Raw genomic sequence first — 18,675 nt, 5'->3', positions numbered from 1 at the left:
GGGGACCGTGTGGCCACCACCGACGACTACGGGCAGGGCATCGCGATCTCCGAACTCACCGACGCCCCGGACGCGGAAACCCTCGCCCGGGCCATCGCGAACGGCATCGCGCCCCGGTCCGTGATGCGGTTCGCCTCCGCCCTCGCCCGCACCGCCACCCTCACCGCACCCGCCGCGGGCATGGTCACCTGGCTGACAGATGTGGCCCGCCTGGACGTGTACGACGGCACCACGTGGGTTCCCGTCCGCGGACAGTCCGGCCGCATCCTCGTCACGTCCGGCAGCGCGGCCACCACCACCGAAGTCACCACGGGGATGCAGATCACCCTCCCCACCCGCACCGGCGTCGCCTACGACCTGCACGCCACCGCCCTGGTCCGCTCCAACGTGGCCGGCGACCGCATCGAGCTCCGGATCCGCCGCGGCACCACCACCGGTTCTCCCCAGGTTGGCGGCGGCACGATCCACGCCTACCTCGCCGGGTCCGGCGACACCCTGCCCGCGCGCGGCCTGGACACCCCCGGCGCCGGAACCACCACGTGGACCGTTTTCATCGCCCGCGGCTCCGGCACCGGCGCCGTCGAAACCACCGCATCCGCCACCCTCCCCGCCGTGTTCACCGTACGAGAGGAATCCGCATGACCGTGAAAACCGTCTGGCCCCTTCCCCCGGAAGGCGTGATCTCCACAGAGGGCCTGGTCCTTGATGACCAGTGGGGGACCAACCGGATCACTCCCGGGGTGACCCTGCCGATAGACCTGTCGGACCAGACGTATCGGACCATCAGCAGCCTGGTGGTGCCCTGCGCGGCCGGGGACGTGTTCGACATCCGGGCCCGGGCCCGTGTCTCGAACCGCACCGGCGGGGACGGCCTGACCGGATACACCGTGGGCGTGGGCGAGCACGTGTGGGGATACGACCTGGACGACCCCGACCCCGCCCGCCCCGTCTTCATGATCACCAGCCTCAACGGCGACAACTGCGAACGGGTCCGGCACCACATGCCCCTCTATGTCGACGGCATGTGGAAGACGCCCGCGGACTGGCCCGCCGGCCACCGCCTGGCGGTCATCCTCCGCATGGACGCCCACTCCACCGCCGCCCGCAGCGGGGACAAAATGCTGGTGGACGCCGGATACGCGCACCTGAACGTCACCCGGTGGACCACCCCGACCCCGCCGACCCCGCTCCTCGCCGCGGCCCGCGCGGCGGATGCCCTCCTCGCCACCGGCACCACCGACGCGCTCAGCCAGGCCGCCACCATTCTCGAAGACGCCGCGCGCGCACTGCGCGCCCTCACCACCACATCCCCCTGACACCCCCACATCCCCGCACACCACCGCCCGCCCCGCGCCGCCTCCGGCCCGGGGCTTTCCGCTGCCCGGAGGAGCCATGAACCCCACTCCCACCATCGGCCGGACCGTGCTCTACCGGCTCAGCGCGACGGATGCCGACTACATCAGCTCACGCGCCCGCGACGCGGCGGGCGCCACGCCGGAGCTCGGCGACCTGGCCGAGGGCACCACCTGCGCCGCCGCCGTCACCTATGTCCATCCCGAGGGCGACCGGATCAACCTCCATGTCCTGCTGGACGGGCAGCTCACGCACTGGGTCACCTCCCGCCGCCAGGGCCAGGGCCCCGGAACGTGGTCGCCGCCGCCCTGCGTGCCCGATCTGGCGGACACCGCCCGCCTCGGCTACGAGGCGTACGGGGAGGAGCGCGGGTGGCTGACGTGGGACGGCCGGCCCATGCCCCCATGGGGCGGGCTCAGCCCGGAGACGCGGGCCGCCTGGCAGGCCGGCGCCGCGGCAATCCTCCGCCACGGACAGGGGGGCTGACCCATGGCCACGCCCATGACCGCAGACCGCTTCCTCGCCGTGCTCCGGGACGCGGGCCTGGACGTGCACCAGGTCGGTGACTGGCGCACGCACAACCGCAACTCCAAAGGCCCCTGGGGCCCGGTCCACGGCGTGATGATCCACCACACCGTGACCCGCGGGACCGCGAACACGGTCGCGCTCTGCCGGGATGGACACGCCACCCTGCCCGGCCCGCTCTGCCACGGAGTCATCGCGAAAGACGGCTCCGTCCATCTCGTCGGGTACGGGCGCACCAACCACGCGGGCGCCGGTGACGACGACGTCCTGCGCGCCGTCATCGCGGGCAAGGCACTGCCCGCCGACAACGAGGCCAACACCGACGGCAACCGGCACTTCTATGGCTTCGAGTGCGTCAACCTCGGCGACGGCCAGGACCCGTGGCCGGAGGCGCAGCTGGACGCCATCGCGGAAGCGGCGGCCGCGATCTGCCGCCACCACGGCTGGACGGCCCGCGCCGTCATCGGCCATCTGGAGTGGCAGCCCGGCAAGATCGACCCGCGCGGCTTCTCCATGGACTCCCTGCGCGCGCGGGTTACCGATCTCCTCGGCCGCACCCCCGGGCCGCAGCCGCGCCCGCCCCTGCCCGTACGGCCGGTGTACCAGCCGTACCCCGGCCGCGGCTTTTTCACCGCCGGGACCAGCTCCCCGGTGATCACCGCCATGGGCCGGCGCCTCGTTGCCGAGAGATGCGGCATGTACACGGTCGGCCCGGGGCCCCGATGGGGCGAGGCCGACCGCCGCTCCTACGCGAAGTGGCAGCGCAGCCTCGGCTACCGAGGCGCGGCCGCCGACGGCATCCCCGGCCCGGACAGCTGGGCCCGGCTCAAGGTCCCCAAGCCCTGAACACCACCACCACCGCCGGGCGTGCGCCCGGCGGCCGACCCCCGGAAAGGGGACACCATGATGACTACCGACGCGAGCCGCCGCACCGCGCGGACCGTGCTTCAGAGCACCGTGGGGCTCGCGGTCGCGCTCCCCGGAATCGTCCATGCCTCCGGGATCCCGGCCTCACTGCCCTGGGTCGCCGGCGCCCTGGCCGTCGCCGGCGGCACCGCCCGGGTCATGGCGCTCGACTCCGTCCAGGCGCTCCTCCCTCCCTGGCTGCGCACCGCACCGGCCGGACAGCAGCAGACCGGGAGGTGAGATGCAGCAACTCCTCTGGCTCGGCGGCGGCGCCGCCGCGCTCCTCGCCATCGCCCCCGTCCTGCGCTGGATCTACCAGGTCCTGGTGAGGGTGGACCACGTGAGCGATGACTGGGCCGGGCAGCCCGCCCGGCCCGGAGTCCCGGCCCGGCCCGGAGTGATGGAACGCCTCGAGACGATCGAGACCAGGACCGCATCCACCGATGCGGGCATGGTCAAACTGGGGCAGCGCGTGGACGCGATGGAACGCGGACTGCAGCGCGAGCTGCGCCCCAACTCGGGGTCATCGCTCCGGGATGCCGTGGACCGCATCGACCGCCAGACCGCACCACCACCGGCCGACGAGTAGGCCACAGACCACCGCCCCCGTCACCCCTTCATGCAGGGGGTGGCGGGGGCGGTTTCCTGTTTCCACACCAGGTGCCTCAGAGGGCCCGGGATCACCGTCCCTTGGCCGGGTTCTACTCTGAGGGCGGGTAGGCGATGGCCAGCCCCGGCACCGCCTGTGCGATGCGTGCGACGACAGCACGATGCCAGGAAGCCGGGAGGGACACCTCCGGATGGGCTGCGTGGTACTCCGCGTCCGTCCGGTACGTCAGAATCCCGGGCTCCGGTGTGTCCAGCAGAGCGGCGACCGCGGTGCCGACGGCCGCACTGGCGTGGGCCTCCAGGTTCTCCATCTCCAGGCGGACCCTGTCGGGCACGGGGTACTTGCCCTGCTCCCAGTGGCGGACGGCGCGGGGAGAGACCCCGAGGTGGGCGGCGAGCCAGTCGCCGGTGAGACCGAGCCAGTCCCGGACGACACGGAATTCGGCGTCCGTCATCCGCTCATCCTCGGGCATGGGGGGCGGGCCGGTGTACTCGGTCATGCTGATGCCTCCAGGCCGTGAGGCCCCGGCGAGTGCGCCGGGGCCCGGGGCGGCCGTCAGTTGTCCACGTCGTGCTTCTGGATGATCGCCTGGAGGTCGACCCTGCGGACCGCCTCACTGATGTCGAAATCGCCAATCTCGTCGGTGTAGTCGGGGTCGGTGTGGTGCAGGCCGATGAATTCGTTGCCGGCCATGGAGATGCCGTCGGGGAGGGTGCCGGTGATGGCGTCACGGTAGTCGGCGGCGATGCGGTCCAGGGCGCCACTGGTTTCCATACGATCCTGCCACTCACTGTCGCCGCCGGTGATGGCGTCCACGATGGTGGCCTCCACGGACACGTTCCCGCTGTCGCCGTAGTTGTTCCAAGTGCCGTAGCCAGTGGTGACGTTCATGACCGGTTCCTTCCGGTGGGTCTGGGGCTGCTCCCCTGACCTCATGACGACAACGCTAGCTTCCTAATTTAGGAAGTACAAGAGGGTTGGGGGGTCCACCCCCACCTCGCCGCCACGGCGGCCGGCGGTTCAGCCGTTCGGGTGATGGACCCGGCGGCCCGGGGCCGCTAGAGTCCCCCCTGTTCCCGCCGCTGCGGGAGTGGCCCTAGGCCGCCTGGCTGAACAGGGCAGCACGCGTACTGGTCCCCACCTGTGTGGGGGTGCCCCTTGGGGCCTTTGTCGCCTTGCGCTCTCCCCGCCTGTGCGGGGGTGTTCCGGTCTGTTCGTGCACGTTGTCCCCGCCCACGCGGGGGTGGCCCGAGTCCGCTCACCCGGACTGGTCATAACGCAGACTGGTCCCCACCTGTGTGGGGTTGACCCCTGGGGTCTTTGTCTCCCTGCGTTCTCCCCGCCTGTGCGGGGGTGGTCCGCGACCCAGGTGAGACCGTTCGCACGGAACGGCATTGTCCCCGCCCACGCGGGGGTTGTCCGCGGCTGACGTGCAACTTCGCAGGCGTTCGCGTCCTGGTTCCCGCCCATGCGGGAAAGCCCCCGCCGTCCCCTGACCGGGCCGGCGGGGGCATCTCTGCGACCCGCCCCGTTTGACAGGAGTTTGGCATGGCCATCGCACCCTCGGAAGCAGCACGCATTCACAGGCTCGCCCAGGACGCCGGGATTGATGACGACACCCTGGCCGACTGGACCGAGGAGGAAGGCGGCTACCGGTTCGCCATTACTTCTGGCACCGGCGCCATCAAATCGCTCCAGGCGCACCGCCTGACCGTCAGGATCAAGGAACACTCCGCCCGCAAGGAAGCTGCGGCCGTGGGCGTCCCGCCCGGCACGCCCATGGCCACCCCCGCCCAGATCGAGCACATCCTCAGAAACCTCGCCCGCCGGCAGAGGACCGGCGACGCCGGCGGATTCATGACCGGCCCCACCGACCGGGACGGCATCGCCCGCATGACCCGCAGGGAAGCCAGCAAGTACATCACGTCCCTGACCGAGGACTACTGACATGGCGCCGTCCCGGCCCGCACCGGGCAATCACTCGGCCGCTCCCCGCGCGGGCGGGGGTGTACCGTACCCGGCCATGAAGACCCGCGAGAGGTGCCCGGCCTGCGCCGGATGGAAGTCACCGCGCCACCCCTGCCGGAAATGCTCCGCCCGCCGGGGCCGCCCGCTCCCCGCACAACGGTGCAGGGACTGCGGCGCGGTGGCTCCGCCGGGCCAGGAAGGGACGCACCCGCGGTGCCCGCGCTGCCTGATCGCCCGGCGCCCGGGCGACCGCGCACTCAAAATGCGGCGGGCCGAGGACCGGTTCCCCGCCCCGGTGCGGCTGGATCTTCTGGAGCGGCTGGCCGGCGGCCAGCCCCTGGGCGAGGCACTGGCGGATCTGGGCATTCCGCAGCAGCGTGTCCACGGATGGGCGGCCTATGACCCCGCGTGGCAGGACCAGCTCGACACCGCCCTGACCGCCGGCCGGGATCCCGAGCTTGACCACGGCCGGACCGCCACGTATCGGATCCACAAGTGCCGGTGCCCGGAATGCCGAACGGCCAAAGCGGCGGAGGCGTGATGGATACGATGGCCATTCATCATCCCTGGAGGGAACCACCGCCGCCTACGCGTTCGGGAGCTCCGCGATGCCCTCCATCAGCAAGCCCAAGACTGTCGCCGGCCGGGTGCGCGCCATCGTCGCCGCCCTGGGCACCGGCGAAAGCCCGTACCACGTCACCATCACACCTACTGCGGACGGGTGCACCATCGGCGTGGACGGACGCCGCGGCATGACCCGCAAGGAAGAGGAGGAAGCCGAAACCTACCCTTCCTTGTACCAAAAGTTCGCGGAGCGGGACGACGCCGACGCCGACCGGTACATCCTGCATCTGCTGAGTGCCTTGCGCACGGAGTTTCGGGTGGAGGGGCAGGGACCGCGCGCGACCACCGCAGCCGATCTGTTCCACGGCTACGGAGCCACTGTCACACCCCGGGGATAGCACCCCGGGCCTCATGTCCCCATGACGGGCAGCGCCACGCACACCCCCTGGCAGGGTCCGAAAGAGGAAACATGCAACCCCCCAATCGGGCGCTCTCTCCAGGAACAATCGCCGCATGGACATTGCCTTAGCGGTCGCCCTGGTCGCCGTCGCCGGCACCCTTCTGGGTTCTCTGGTCTCCGGCCGCGCGCAGCAGCGGGCCGGCCTGGCCGCCGTCGCCGCCACCGCCACCCATGACACCCGCCGCGCGCAGCTCGACTCCGTGACCGAGCTCGCCGACGCCATCTCCGTACACCGCCGCGCCCTGTGGGAACGGCAGCACGCCCGGGCCCGAAGCGACTACGACCCGGAGGGGTACACGCGGCTCACCGCACAGTGCTACGCCACCCGCGCCGCGGTCACCCGCCCTCTCACCGCGCTCCGCGTCCTGATCCCGGATCCAGACGTCCGCGCGGCGGCCGACCACATGGTGACAGTCACCTATGCGATCCGGGACACGGAACACACCGCCGCCGCGGCGGACAAGGCACGCGCGGAAGCGGTCACCGCCCACGATGAATTCGTGACCGCGGCCGGCCGCTACCTCGCGCAGACGTGACTCCGGCAGCGAGCGAGTCACCAATTTCCACGTGTTGACCAGGCAATTAACGTTCGACTAACGCTCCGTGTTTGCCCGCAGGACCGTACTGCACCACGCTGAACGTCTCCCCGGCCGGGAACCACACCAACAACGCCGCACAGGAGACCCCATGCCCCCTTCTGTCACCATGCCGCCCCGCGATGACCTCACCGCCCGGATAGACGCGGCCGGCATCACCCCGGACGAACTGCCGGACGGCCTGTACACGGCGGTTCTGTCCATGGCCGACCGGGAGATGACCGGCGCCCGGATCAGCACGTTCCTGAGCGGGGTGGCCCGATACTGCTCCGGAGACAGTCCATGGGAGCCGTACAGCCGCGACGAGCGGGCGGCGGTCCGTGCTGTGCACGTGGTGCTGCTCGCGGGTCTGCCGGATCTGATCCGGACCGTCGTGGACGACGCCCAAGTCGTCGCCGACGCGGTGACAGTGCTTTCCGGAACTCCGGTCGGGCCGCCGGTGGCGTGACGGCCACCGCTGCCCCCTGGTGAGCGGCGGGTTTCCCGTTCGGGCCGACGCGGTGGGCGGGCGGGTCCCGCCTGCGTCGCAGTGCGCAGGCGGGGCCCCGGGAGGCCCCTCCCCGGGGGTGGGAGGGTGCCCGCCCGTTCACCATGGCACCCTTTTCAGCCAGCGGGTAGAGGTCTGACCGGAAAGCGTTCGGCTCAGCCGATTCAGGGGAGCCGTAGGGTGGCGAGACACCCACCGACGGAGGAGACACAGTTGACCGCCATCGTGCTGGCACAGACCACCACCGACTCCGAGGAAGCGGCGATGGCGCTCGCCCGGGGCGCGGTAGAGGGGCGCCTCGCCGCGTGCGCCCATGTCGACCCCCCGATCACGGCCGTCTACCGGTGGGAGGGCAACGTGGCCGCCGACCGGGAATGGAGGGTGTCCTACAAGACGCCCCGGACACGGCTCCCCGAGTTGGCACAGTGGGTAGCCGAGCACCACGGCTACGACACCCCGGAGTGGATCGTGCTCCCGATCGACGGCGGCTCCGAGGCGTATCTCAGCTGGGTGGAGACCGAAACGGCACAGTAGAGCTCCGGCCGGCGCCCCCGCACGGGAGGGCGCCGGCTACCCGGCAAGCTTCCGCAAGTGCTCCGACAAGTCCCGCTCCCCGTCCGGGAGCCGCGCCGCGATCTTCCGCAGGCGGTCCTGCCCCATGGTGTTGGGCCGCGTACTGGCCGCCTCGGCGAACTCTGTCGCCAGGCCCACCCCGCGGTCCTGGTCCCCGCTCTGGAGGAGCGCTGCTGCGACGTCGCCGAGGATCACCACCCCCGCCTCCGACCGGCGCCCCAGGCGGTCAGTCGCCTCGCTCGCAGCGTCCGCGAGATCCGGGTGCGCCAGGCGTCCGTACACGGACAGGGCCATGGCATCCATCCGGGCCGGGCTCATGAACGCCACCCACGCCTGTTCGCTGGACGGGTCGGCATAGTCGTAGGCGGTGCGGGCCCGGTCCAGTGCCCGGAGCGCGCCGGTCTCATCCCCTGACGCCGCCGTTTCCTCCGCCGTCCGGGCGTTCACCCATGCCGCCGCAGTGGCCGAACCGGGGCCGCGGACGTCCTGCGCGGCCTGCGTCAGCAGAGCGAGCGCCGCCGGGCCGGCGGCGCCGTAGCTTGCGTAGGCGAGTGCCAGTGCCCGCAGGGGCGGGTGTCCGGCATCGTCCGCACAGTCGGCTGCGGCGCGGTAGTACGCGCGCGCGGCCTGGTGGTCGCCCATGTCCCAGGCCAGCCATCCGGCGAGCGCCGCTGTCTCGCCGGCCGCGATGACCAGCTCACGCCGGTGAGGGCCCGCGTGCGCGATTGCCGCGGTGATCGCATCCAGGTGCGCCACCACCTGACCGCGCAGCTGCTGTGCGCTGAGGCGCAGCTCGCTGATGTGGAGCGCGGCCGTTCTGCCGGTCAGACCGTCAGCTGTCTCCGTGTCGATCCGTGTTCCCCGCCCCAGAGCGTGCGCTAAGCGCCCCCAGGGCTCGGCCGCCGCAGCAGCGCCCAGGGCTGCGACTCCCCCCTCTATAAGGGTCCGTCGTCTCACGTCGTCGTCCTCTCCTGCCGATCGCCGGGCCCGCGCGGCCGCCGCCTCGTTCTCCAGATGCTCCGGATGCAGGCCGCAGGCCACCGCGATGGCCGCGACGGTGCGGGGCGTCGGGATGTTCCTGCCGGTCTCGTACCGGCTGATCTCCCGGCGGGTCATCGTGGTCCGGCCCGAGGCGGCGTTCACCGCCTCGGCCTGTTGCCCCTGAGTCCGCCCCGCCTCGATCCGGAGACTTCTGAGCCGCTGCCCAAAGGCCGGTGGTGCCATGGTGCCCCCTGTCCGTGAACGACAGTCCCATCATGGCCCCGTTTTCCCCCTCTGTTTCCCCCTTGACAGTGATTTCCCCCGCCCATCTGCCCTGTGTCCGTGCCCCAGTTGCCGGTGTGATGGCTGATGACGGGAACACCGGTACGGGAGGGATGCCATGACGACGACCACGGCGTATGCGATCGAGGAGTGGCTCGCGGGCTCACGCAACAACCCATCCGAGCCGCTGAATGACTGGACGCAGAGGTCATACACCGTGCTGCCGATGGGCGTCCGTTTCGATGCTGTCCGGATCCCGAGCGATCTGGTCCACGCCGCCGTCGACACCGCCGACGACGGTGTCGACCACACCGTCGTCGCCGACGCACTGCGTCTCGCCGTGGCCGGCCCCGTGCTCGCCGACCACACCCGCTGGTATTACGCCCTGGTGCCTCCGCAGAGCACCGACAAATGGCCGTGCGGGCTCGCCCGCTGCCTCGGCCGCGGGGCGTGGATCGTCACCCCCCGAGCCACGATCACCGACCACATAGGCGTGCACTGGTGTGTCCCGATGGACCATCCGGGTGCGCTGTGTGATCCCGCGCGGGTCGTCGCCCTGATCGAGCGCGGCCGGGACCGGCTTAACGACGCCCGGCGGTGACGGATCAGCAGACCGGCCCCGGACGGGTGTCGCCGGAGTGCCGCCTTGGCGAATGCGGACACTGCGACGGCCCATGTCAGGTCCGGCTTCAGGGCCAGCACCCGGACGAGCGGCCCTTGCTCGATCTGCAATGCGCGCACAGCTGCCACCCCACAAGGCGCACCACTAAGGGTGATCACTCCATTACATTCGACGGGAAGGAGTGATGCCCATGTTCATCGCCCATCGCAGCCACACGGACCCGGACCACGGCTGGTCCATCGCGCACGCCGTGCACGGCTACCTCGCCCATATCGAGCGTGAAGGCGGGATGTACGCAGCCGTCCGTCTCACCAAAGAGCAGGCCCTCACATACACCCGCCGGCTCAACACCGAGTCGACGGGGCTCAAGGGATACGTCTCCGACCTGCAAAACACCGAGGAAGGAGGGGAGGAGGTGAACACACACCCATGACCTGTAGCAATTGCGGCGGCGGTATGCGCGTCGAGGGCGGCTGGTGGCACTGCCCGCACTGCGGCGCCATCGGCCCGCCCTACCAGCCGCTCACTGCACAACCGGCAACCCGCCCGATCAGTGACTCACTCCGGTCCAGCCCATGATCGATGCACCTGATCGTCCTCTCCGGCCGGCGGCTTCGAGCCCCGGCCGGAGAGATGCCCCACGCCGCCACCCTCACCCCGGAGCGCGGGGCCGCCACCCCTGAACCCCCGTATACGGGTGTCACCTATCCCGTGGTGATCCACACCCCGCACGCGGGATGGAGCCCCGGCCGTCACCGATCCCGCGCGGCCGGGGCTCACTCATACCGACCGCCGGCACTCCATCCGGGGGACGCCTGCTGGCATCCGCAGGGTGCTCGAAGGCTCCCCAACGCTCATCCAAGGAATCGCCAAGAAAGGGCAAAAGGGTGTTCCCCTAACACATCTACTCAATAGTAGGGTTTTCATGTTTGAGTGTCGCTCCATCGATCCGATCGCAGCACCCCCAGGTGCCCCGATTGGAAGGGGAACGGCAATCTGACGCTGCTCGCACGCGCCACACATATTGTCCTGACCTGCGGTGCAGGGAAGAGATTGCCGGTACCCCCTTTGCGGGGGTCATGACCATGGGTAACGTGAAGGAACGTTTCCGCTACACAACCGGCACATTCAAGGGCATACGACGCGCACCTCGCGGTGCCGCCATGCACCCCCCCGCACCGAAATGCCTAGGAGATGCCTACATACATGATCGAACTGATATTCGGCATTGGGCTGGGAATCGCGCTCGCAACCATTGGCGCCCTGGCGGTGTGCTACCGCACGCTCGGACGGTCCGTCGACAGGCTGCGTGCCGAGGTCGATGCCCTGCGGGTGGAGGTAGCCAAGGCCCGCATCGAGCAGGTGCTCAAGAGTTCGGACGCCGCGGCCACTCGGCTGAGAGGTGAGCGACGCTTAAAGCTGATCCCCTAGGGCAGGGGCTTCCCGATCACGTTGAGCGAAGAGACAGCCGCTGACCGCTCAGCGCCGTCTCGATGGTCTCCATGGCGTCGTCGTCCACCTCAGGCAACAGGTGCCCGTACAGGTCCGATGTCGTCTTGATCGATTCATGCCCGAGCCTGCGCTGGATGTACGTCAGCGGATGGCCGGCGGAGATGAGCGCCGCCGCGTGCGAGTGCCGCAGGTCGTGCGGAGTGGGCGCCTTGTGGTCCGGGAGGAGGCCGGCCTTCTTGGCCGCGCGGACGGCCCGGTGCCACCGGTCGTTGAAGGTGCTGGTGTGCAGGCGCTGCCCGGTCGCGCCGGTCCAGAACAGGCCGTCGTCGCCGATCCTGTCGATACCAAGTTCTTCCAGCGCGCGGAGCACTGTGAAGCTGATCCGGACCGATCGCCGCGACCGCCTGGACTTCGGCGTGCCGAGGTAGTAGCCGCCTTCACCGTCCTTCTTCCATGCCTGGCGGACACGCAGCTTGGGGCGCGCGGTGGCCCGGTCCTCTACCGCCTTCGGCGTGAGGGCGGTGATCTCCCCCCATCGGAATCCGGTGCCGTACTTGACGTCCACCAGCAGCCTGTCACTCTGCCGCGTGAGGCACTGTCTGATCCCCGCGACCTCCTGTGGAGTGAGGAAACAAATGTCCTCATCGGCACCATCGGCGCCGTCGTCGTCGGTCCGGCCGAGCCGCGTGAGCTCGCACGGGTTACGGGCCCGGAGCGGCGGCTCGGCCGTTACCGCCTCCTGGAGGATGCTGCTCAGCAGTCCATGGAGGTTGCGTATGGTCTTGGGGCTCATCTTCTTGAGGTTCGGCGAGTTCGCCAGCTGCGCGCCTCGGCGTACGCGCGTCTGCTCCAACTGCCGCACCCACGCCTTGACCGTGTCGCCGGAGAAGTGCTCCGCACTCCGTACGTCGCACTCTCCGAACGTCGGGAAGATCCACCGCTCAAGTTCTTTGAAGCACGCTTGGCGGTACGCCTCCTCGATGCCCGTCCGGGTCTCGATTCTGCGCGTCGCGTAGGCGCGGAAGCGGTAGGCCGCATCATCGTCCGCGCTCTGCGCGGACTGGGCCGCAATGTAGCCGCGGCCCTTCATCCATCCGGGGGGCCAGTCCTGCCCTGCGTCGTTGACAGCGTCTCGGAAGATCTCTGCCGCGTCCGGGTCGTCAAAGGTCTCCGACTGGCCCCGACCACTGCGGGACCCACCCTCTCTCCATTTCACCTGGTAGCTGGTGATCTCTCCTACGCGGTTCTTCCGCGGGTGAATGCTCGCCATGAGGGGCAGGCTACCCCCCGAGTGTTCCCACGGTGTTCCCACGCAGGAAGTCCACCAGGCCGGTTTGCAGCCATAAACCCAGGTCACTGTGGGGTTAGGCACTCGTGCCCGGAGCCGGACTCGAACCGGCACGGCCATGAAGGCCAGCGAGGTTTAAGCTCGCCGTGTCTGCATTCCACCATCCGGGCCAGGTGCGTGGCTCCGCGTAAGCACAGGAGCCTATCCGGGGAGATCCACCCCGTCGGCGGCCCATGGCCCGATGTTGTCTTATTTTATTGCCGCTTGAGGGTGCGTCAGCCCAGGTGGCGGGAGCTGCGCGGGCCACCGTCCCAACAGGTGGGCGGTGGCGTGCCGGTGCGGGATTGACGGAAAGTCGCCGCATGGCGACGCAGACGTAACGAACCAAAGCCACAAGGCAGACGAACCGCGGCCGTCCCCAGCCGAAGCCGGATGAACGATGGACGATTCGTGGGCGAAGTGTGAAGGCGGCGCGGACTGGCCGGAGCAGCCCCGAATGAGCCAGGGCGCCGGCGTTCACGCGGACCCTGAGTGACCGCTGCCGTCACGGACAGTGGCCCGCCCCCGGGCCGCCGGGGCGGGTCCCGGAGACCGCCCCCGAGAGGACCGTCATACCAAAGGAGGATGCCCCGCCCGCCCGGTCCGACCAAAGGGGGCCCCCGGAACGGGCACCCGGGCTGACGTCCGGCGGGCGGGGACGGAGGACGATGGAACACATCGCCGGAGCACCGTCCGATGTTCCAAAGCCCCGTAGTCCAGAAGTGCCGAAGAGGAGTACCCCCTCGTGACCACCACGCCCATCGCACACCGCGCCACCGCCGTGGCCGCCCGCGCCACGGATCTGTCCAAGGTGTACGGACAGGGCGAGACCCAGGTGGTCGCCCTCGACCGGGTCACCGTGGACTTCCGGCAGGCCGAGTTCACCGCGATCATGGGGCCCTCCGGCTCCGGCAAGTCGACCCTGATGCACTGCGTCGCCGGACTCGACACCTTCAGCTCGGGTTCCGTCCGCATCGGCGAGACCGAGCTCGGCACGCTCAAGGACAAGCATCTGACCCAGCTCCGCCGGGACAAGATCGGCTTCATCTTCCAGGCGTTCAATCTGCTCCCCACGCTCACCGCGCTGGAGAACATCACCCTGCCGATGGACATCGCCGGGCGGAAGCCCGACAAGCAGTGGCTCAACACGGTCATCGAGATGGTCGGTCTCTCCGGGCGGCTCAGCCACCGGCCCACCGAGCTCTCCGGCGGACAGCAGCAGCGGGTGGCCGTCGCCCGTGCCCTGGCCTCCCAGCCCGACATCATCTTCGGGGACGAGCCCACCGGAAACCTCGACTCCCGCTCCGGCGCCGAGGTGCTGGGCTTCCTCCGCAACTCCGTGCGCGAGCTCGGCCAGACCGTCGTCATGGTCACCCACGACCCGGTCGCCGCCTCCTACTCGGACCGGGTGATCTTCCTGGCCGACGGCCGGATCGTCGACGAGATGCCGCACCCCACCGCGGACGGCGTCCTCGACCGGATGAAGGCGTTCGACGCCAAGGGCCGCACCAGCTGACCCCGGCCGGACCCCCGGCTCTCCGGCCCCGCCCGCGCTCCGCGCCGGGCTCGGGCCTCCCGCCCCTGCCCGGCCGACCGCCCGGCCCCTGACTTCCGGCCCGCCCCGGCTTCTCACCCCAGGACTGACAGACATGTTCCGTACCGCCCTGCGCAATGTGCTCGCGCACAAAGCCAGGCTGCTGATGACCGTCCTCGCCGTCACACTCGGCGTCGCCTTCGTCTCCGGCACCCTGGTCTTCACCGACACCCTCGGCAATGCCTTCCGCAGCCAGACGGCCAAGGGTTACGACAAGGTCGCCGTCGCCATCGAGGCCCCCGGCGCCGACTCCCTCGGCAGCGCCAAGTCCAGCAAGGGCATCTCGACCGCCGTTGTGGAGAAGATCAACGGACTGGACGGGGTCGGCGAGGCCACCGGCCGGGTCACCGGATTCGCGGGGGTCGCCGACGAGAAGGGCAAGCTCATCGGCTCCGGCTGGGCGAACCGGGGTGAGAACTTCGAGCCCGGCAAGGACGGCAAGGACGCCTCCCACGACTTCGCCCAGGGCACCGGCCCGGTGAAGGACAACCAGATCGCCCTGGACCGGACCACCGCCGACAAGGGCGGCTACAAGACCGGCGACACCGTGCGCGTCTCCACCAACGGCCCCGTCCAGGAATTCGAGCTCACCGGCGTCTTCACCACCGAGGACGGCGCGGTGAACGCGGGCGGCAGCCTGGTCCTCTTCACCACCCCGGTCGCCCAGAAGCTCTATCTGGAGCCCGGCAAGTTCAGCACCGTCACCGTGACCGCCGCCGGCGGCGCCTCCGACGCCAAGCTGCTCGCCGAGATCAAGCCGCTGCTGCCCGAGGGCTCCGAGGCCGACACCGGCGCCGCGCTGGCCAAGGAGGAGGCCAAGGCGATCGAGAGCGGCATGACCCAGATGAACACCATGCTGCTGGTGTTCGCCGGAATCGCGCTCTTCGTCGGTGTCTTCCTGATCGCCAACACCTTCACCATGCTGGTCGCCCAGCGCACCAGGGAGCTCGCGCTGATGCGCGCCGTGGGCGCCTCCCGCCGTCAGGTGAAGCGCTCGGTGATCCTCGAAGCCGTCCTGGTCGGCACGATAGCCGCGGTCGTCGGCTTCCTCGGCGGTCTCGGACTCGCCGTGGGGCTGCGCGGCGCGATGGGCTCCTTCGGCGCGAAGATGCCCGACGGCCCGCTGATCGTCTCCCCCACCGCCGTGTTCGCCGCGTTCGGTGTCGGTGTGCTGATCACCGTGCTGGCCGCCTGGCTGCCCGCCCGCCGCGCCGCGAAGATCGCCCCGGTCGCCGCGATGAGCAGTGTGCACGCCACCGCGACCACCAAGTCCCTGGTGGTGCGGAACACCATCGGTGCCGTCATCACCCTGGCGGGCGCGGCGGGCATCCTCGCCGGAGCCGCCAAGGCGGGCGACGAGGGCCGGATGCTCGTGGGCGGCGGCGCGTTCTTCACCCTGATCGGCGTCATCGTGCTGATCCCGCTGCTCTCCCGCCCCGTGATCGCGCTCTTCCGGCCGCTGCTCCAGCGGGTCTTCGGGGTCGCCGGCAAGCTCGCCGGGCAGAACGCGGTCCGCAACCCGCGCCGCACCGGCGCCACCGCCTCCGCGCTGGCGATCGGCCTGACCCTGGTGACCGGCCTCACCGTGATCGGTGTGACGCTGGGCCAGGCCATCGACAAGGCCAGCACCAGCAATGTGCGCGCCGACTACATGGTGCAGATGGCCAGCATGGGCCCGCTGAGCCCCTCGACGGTCACCGCGCTGGAGAAGACCAAGGGCGCCGAGGCGGTCTCCGCACAGCAGACGCTGATGATGGAGATCGACGGCCAGGAGGAGCCGACCGCCGCGATCAGCGGCTCGGACATCAGCAAGGTCTTCACCCTGCGGATGGTCTCCGGCTCGCTGGACAGCCTCGCCGAGGGCAAGCTCGCGGTCGACGAGAAGACGGCCGAGGACAAGGGCTGGAAGACCGGCGACACCGTCCCGGTGACGATCGAGGGCGACCGCGAGGGTGCCGCACCGGTGAAGAAGTCCCTGACGGTCGGGGCGGTCTTCGAGGAGAACCAGGTCATGAAGGCGCCGTATGTGGTGTCGGCCGACCTGACGGCTCCCTACTTCGAGCAGCCGTACATCCAGGAAGTCTGGGTCAAGATGGCCGGCGGCGAGTCCGCGGCCAATGAGCAGGCCGTGGTGGACGCGCTGGGCGACAACCCGAGCATGTCCGTCATGGACAAGCAGGACATCCGCAACTTCTTCGGCGGCATCATCAACCAGATGCTGTACATCATGTACGGCCTGCTGGGCATGGCCCTGATCATCGCGATCCTCGGTGTCGTCAACACCCTGGCGATGTCCGTCTTCGAGCGCCAGCAGGAGATCGGCATGCTGCGGGCGATCGGTCTGGAACGGGGCAAGGTCAAGCGGATGATCCGGCTGGAGTCGGTGGTGATCTCGCTCTTCGGCGCGGTGATCGGCATCGTCCTCGGCACCTTCCTCGCCTGGGCGATCGGCGAGACCTTCAAGTCGAGCATCCCGGATTACGCCCTGGTCCTCCCGTGGGGCCGGATCGGAATCTTCCTGCTGCTCGCCGGCACGGTGGGTGTCCTGGCCGCGATGTGGCCGGCCCGCAGCGCCGCGCGGCTGAACATGCTCACGGCGATCAAGACCGAATAGCCGGGGGCCACCACGCCCGGACACGGCACCGGCCCCGCGACCAGCAGAATCGGTCGCGGGGCCGGTGCCGTGTGGCCGGTGACGGCGGTACGGAGACGGCCGGGCCGGTCAGTTCCAGGTGCGGGCGCGCAGCGGGAGCCCGGCGGCGCCGCTCTCCGGGGTCTTGACCGCGAGGATCTGATTGACCCCGATCCGGTTGCGCTCGAAGGAGACCGCCGACGCGGCCATGTAGAGCCGCCAGACCCGGGCGCGGCCCGGGGAGGTGAGACCCACCGCCCGGTCCCAGCCGTCCTCCAGATTGGCGACCCAGCGGCGCAGCGTACGGGCGTAGTGCTCGCGGATCGACTCCACGTCGCGCACCTCGAAGCCGGCCTGCTCCAGCATGGAGACGGTGGTCCCGAGCGGCGAGAGTTCCCCGTCCGGGAAGACATAGCGGTCGATGAACTCGTCGATCTCGTACGCCGTCTCATCGCGCTCGGGGCGGCGGGCGATCTGGTGGTTCAGCAGCCGTCCGCCGGGGGCGAGCAGACTGTGCAACTGGCCGGCGTACTGCAAGTAGCGGACGGAGCCGACGTGCTCGGCCATGCCGATGGAGGAGATGGCGTCGAACGGCCCGTCCCGGACATCGCGGTAGTCCTGGACGCGGATCTCGATCCGGTCGGTCAGCCCCGCCTCGGCGATGCGCTTGCGGGCGTAGGCGGCCTGCTCCCGGGAGATGGTGATGCCGGTGACCTGGACGCCGTACTCGCGGGCCGCGTGCATCGCCATGGAGCCCCAGCCGCAGCCGACGTCGAGCAGCCGCTCGCCCTCGGTCAGGCCCAGCTTGCGGCAGACGAGATCGAGCTTGGCGCGCTGGGCCTCCTCCAGACCGCAGCTCTCGTCCCAGTAGGCGCAGGAGTAGACCATGGAGGGCCCGAGCACCAGCTCGTAGAACGGGTTGCCCACGTCGTAGTGGTGGCTGATGGCCTGCCGGTCGCGGGTCTTGGTGTGCAGCGCGCCGGTGCGGCGCGGCACCTCCTCGGCGGGCGGCCTCGGCGCGGGAAGCGCTCCGGCCAGCCGGACGAAGGCCCTGGCGGCGGAGCGGACCCGGGGGTCGCGCACCGAGAGGGAGCGCTCGTCGTCGCGCTCCCAGAGCACACCCGAGAGCAGATCGAGGGCGGCGTAGAGATCGCCCTCCACCTCGATCTCCCCGGCGACCCAGGCCCGGGCCAGGCCGAGCTCGCCCGGCCGCCACATCAGCCGCCGCAGGGCCCTCCGGTCCCGCACGACCAGTACCGGTCCACTGGTGGGGCCGGCTTCCGAGCCGTCCCAGGCTCTCAGCCGGAGGGGAAAGGGGGTCCCGAGCAGCTCCTCAACGATGGTGGTCAACCGCGATGCGGCGTCGGCCATGGTGCGCACACCTCCGTGGCGGTATTCGCCTGCTGTTTCCTGTGTCCTGCGTCACACTTCCTGGCGTTCCGGCGTCATTGTTACGGCAACACCTAGAGCCGTGGTGGTGTTTCCCGCACGGAGCCCTTCCCGCACGCATCCGGACGCGAGCCCCCCGCACGGAGGCAGGGACGGCCGGTGCCGGGGGTGGCGCGCGGGGTGCGCGGAGGGGCGGGGCACGCGGAGTACGCGGAGTACGCGGAGTACGCGGAGTACGCGGAGGCGGCGGCGGGGTACGCGAGAGGCCCGGCACCCGGTCACACGGTCAACCCGGGTCCGGGCATGGCGAAGGGCCGCCCGCACCACGGATGGCGGGCGGCCCTTCGTCTCAAA

Annotated in this window: 22 protein-coding genes and 1 tRNA gene; 17 read left to right on the top strand and 6 right to left on the bottom strand. The window is 70.3% G+C overall.

Annotated elements, in window-relative coordinates:
* Positions 1 to 9: 9 nt before the first annotated feature.
* The 6 genes from AAFN69_RS20855 (at position 10) to AAFN69_RS20830 (ending at position 3,373) form a co-directional block, all read left to right on the top strand.
* Entirely contained in the window at positions 10 to 642 is a 633-nt protein-coding gene (locus tag AAFN69_RS20855) for a hypothetical protein (RefSeq protein ID WP_347730115.1), read from the top strand.
* Entirely contained in the window at positions 639 to 1,316 is a 678-nt protein-coding gene (locus tag AAFN69_RS20850; protein WP_347730114.1) for a hypothetical protein, read from the top strand. The genes AAFN69_RS20855 and AAFN69_RS20850 overlap by 4 nt, the downstream gene beginning before the upstream one ends.
* Before the next feature lie 76 nt (positions 1,317 to 1,392).
* Positions 1,393 to 1,839, top strand: coding sequence for a hypothetical protein (locus AAFN69_RS20845; RefSeq protein ID WP_347730113.1), 447 nt, complete (start codon positions 1,393 to 1,395; stop codon positions 1,837 to 1,839).
* A gap of 3 nt (positions 1,840 to 1,842) precedes the next feature.
* Entirely contained in the window at positions 1,843 to 2,724 is an 882-nt protein-coding gene (locus tag AAFN69_RS20840) for a peptidoglycan-binding protein (RefSeq protein ID WP_347730112.1), read from the top strand.
* 57 nt (positions 2,725 to 2,781) lie between these two features.
* Positions 2,782 to 3,024, top strand: a complete 243-nt coding sequence (locus AAFN69_RS20835; protein ID WP_347730111.1) for a hypothetical protein — start codon at positions 2,782 to 2,784, stop codon at positions 3,022 to 3,024.
* A gap of 1 nt (position 3,025) precedes the next feature.
* Positions 3,026 to 3,373 (top strand): hypothetical protein, encoded by a 348-nt coding sequence (locus AAFN69_RS20830; protein WP_347730110.1) that lies wholly within the window; start codon positions 3,026 to 3,028, stop codon positions 3,371 to 3,373.
* A 112-nt stretch (positions 3,374 to 3,485) separates the two neighbouring features.
* Here the strand turns inward: AAFN69_RS20830 and AAFN69_RS20825 are convergent, their stop codons facing one another.
* Positions 3,486 to 3,893: a helix-turn-helix transcriptional regulator gene (locus AAFN69_RS20825; RefSeq protein ID WP_347730109.1), complete on the bottom strand. Its 408-nt coding sequence runs from the start codon at positions 3,891 to 3,893 to the stop codon at positions 3,486 to 3,488.
* Positions 3,894 to 3,949: 56 nt separating this feature from the next.
* Positions 3,950 to 4,285, bottom strand: coding sequence for a hypothetical protein (locus AAFN69_RS20820; protein ID WP_347730108.1), 336 nt, complete (start codon positions 4,283 to 4,285; stop codon positions 3,950 to 3,952).
* 657 nt (positions 4,286 to 4,942) lie between these two features.
* On the opposite strand from AAFN69_RS20820, the gene AAFN69_RS20815 reads away from it, so the two are divergent.
* The 6 genes from AAFN69_RS20815 to cutA all read left to right on the top strand — a co-directional run bounded on the left by AAFN69_RS20815 (position 4,943) and on the right by cutA (position 8,003).
* Positions 4,943 to 5,341, top strand: coding sequence for a hypothetical protein (locus AAFN69_RS20815; protein WP_347730106.1), 399 nt, complete (start codon positions 4,943 to 4,945; stop codon positions 5,339 to 5,341).
* A gap of 316 nt (positions 5,342 to 5,657) precedes the next feature.
* Complete coding sequence (locus AAFN69_RS20810) at positions 5,658 to 5,903, top strand: hypothetical protein (RefSeq protein ID WP_347730105.1); 246 nt, start codon at positions 5,658 to 5,660, stop codon at positions 5,901 to 5,903.
* 67 nt (positions 5,904 to 5,970) lie between these two features.
* A complete protein-coding gene (locus AAFN69_RS20805; RefSeq protein WP_347730104.1) occupies positions 5,971 to 6,324 on the top strand; it encodes a hypothetical protein in 354 nt (117 codons plus the stop codon).
* 115 nt (positions 6,325 to 6,439) lie between these two features.
* Entirely contained in the window at positions 6,440 to 6,922 is a 483-nt protein-coding gene (locus tag AAFN69_RS20800) for a hypothetical protein (RefSeq protein ID WP_347730103.1), read from the top strand.
* A 151-nt stretch (positions 6,923 to 7,073) separates the two neighbouring features.
* Positions 7,074 to 7,430, top strand: a complete 357-nt coding sequence (locus AAFN69_RS20795) for a hypothetical protein (RefSeq protein WP_347730102.1) — start codon at positions 7,074 to 7,076, stop codon at positions 7,428 to 7,430.
* A gap of 252 nt (positions 7,431 to 7,682) precedes the next feature.
* The gene (cutA, locus tag AAFN69_RS20790; protein WP_347730101.1) at positions 7,683 to 8,003 is read left to right on the top strand and encodes a divalent-cation tolerance protein CutA; all 321 of its coding nucleotides are present in this window, start codon (positions 7,683 to 7,685) and stop codon (positions 8,001 to 8,003) included.
* Positions 8,004 to 8,039: 36 nt separating this feature from the next.
* Here cutA and AAFN69_RS20785 read toward each other — a convergent pair whose 3' ends face one another.
* Entirely contained in the window at positions 8,040 to 9,266 is a 1,227-nt protein-coding gene (locus AAFN69_RS20785; protein WP_347730100.1) for a helix-turn-helix transcriptional regulator, read from the bottom strand.
* 157 nt (positions 9,267 to 9,423) lie between these two features.
* Between AAFN69_RS20785 and AAFN69_RS20780 the strand changes: the two genes are divergently transcribed.
* From AAFN69_RS20780 to AAFN69_RS20770, 3 genes are all read left to right on the top strand, one after another.
* On the top strand, positions 9,424 to 9,906 hold the full coding sequence (locus tag AAFN69_RS20780; protein ID WP_347730099.1) for a hypothetical protein: 483 nt from the start codon (positions 9,424 to 9,426) through the stop codon (positions 9,904 to 9,906).
* A 211-nt stretch (positions 9,907 to 10,117) separates the two neighbouring features.
* A complete protein-coding gene (locus AAFN69_RS20775; protein ID WP_347730098.1) occupies positions 10,118 to 10,360 on the top strand; it encodes a hypothetical protein in 243 nt (80 codons plus the stop codon).
* Positions 10,361 to 11,133: 773 nt separating this feature from the next.
* Positions 11,134 to 11,358 (top strand): hypothetical protein, encoded by a 225-nt coding sequence (locus AAFN69_RS20770; protein ID WP_347730097.1) that lies wholly within the window; start codon positions 11,134 to 11,136, stop codon positions 11,356 to 11,358.
* A 16-nt stretch (positions 11,359 to 11,374) separates the two neighbouring features.
* Here the strand turns inward: AAFN69_RS20770 and AAFN69_RS20765 are convergent, their stop codons facing one another.
* Together AAFN69_RS20765 and AAFN69_RS20760 are read right to left on the bottom strand one after the other, a co-directional pair.
* A complete protein-coding gene (locus AAFN69_RS20765) occupies positions 11,375 to 12,649 on the bottom strand; it encodes a site-specific integrase (protein WP_347730096.1) in 1,275 nt (424 codons plus the stop codon).
* 105 nt (positions 12,650 to 12,754) lie between these two features.
* A tRNA-Leu gene (locus AAFN69_RS20760) sits at positions 12,755 to 12,837 on the bottom strand.
* Between the two features lie 614 nt (positions 12,838 to 13,451).
* Between AAFN69_RS20760 and AAFN69_RS20755 the strand changes: the two genes are divergently transcribed.
* Together AAFN69_RS20755 and AAFN69_RS20750 are read left to right on the top strand one after the other, a co-directional pair.
* A complete protein-coding gene (locus AAFN69_RS20755) occupies positions 13,452 to 14,222 on the top strand; it encodes an ABC transporter ATP-binding protein (RefSeq protein ID WP_347730095.1) in 771 nt (256 codons plus the stop codon).
* A 133-nt stretch (positions 14,223 to 14,355) separates the two neighbouring features.
* Positions 14,356 to 16,914 carry an ABC transporter permease gene (locus AAFN69_RS20750; protein WP_347730094.1) on the top strand — a complete coding sequence of 853 codons (2,559 nt, stop codon included), beginning with the start codon at positions 14,356 to 14,358 and terminating at the stop codon, positions 16,912 to 16,914.
* 108 nt (positions 16,915 to 17,022) lie between these two features.
* On the opposite strand, the gene AAFN69_RS20745 is transcribed toward AAFN69_RS20750, so the two are convergent.
* Positions 17,023 to 18,303 carry a cyclopropane-fatty-acyl-phospholipid synthase family protein gene (locus tag AAFN69_RS20745; RefSeq protein WP_347730092.1) on the bottom strand — a complete coding sequence of 427 codons (1,281 nt, stop codon included), beginning with the start codon at positions 18,301 to 18,303 and terminating at the stop codon, positions 17,023 to 17,025.
* Positions 18,304 to 18,675 lie beyond the last annotated feature (372 nt).

This window comes from Streptomyces sp. CAU 1734 (assembly GCF_039888735.1).
Taxonomy (GTDB): domain Bacteria; phylum Actinomycetota; class Actinomycetes; order Streptomycetales; family Streptomycetaceae; genus Streptomyces.
Note: the sequence above shows the minus strand (reverse complement) of the source record. Positions and strands in the feature narration are given on the sequence as shown.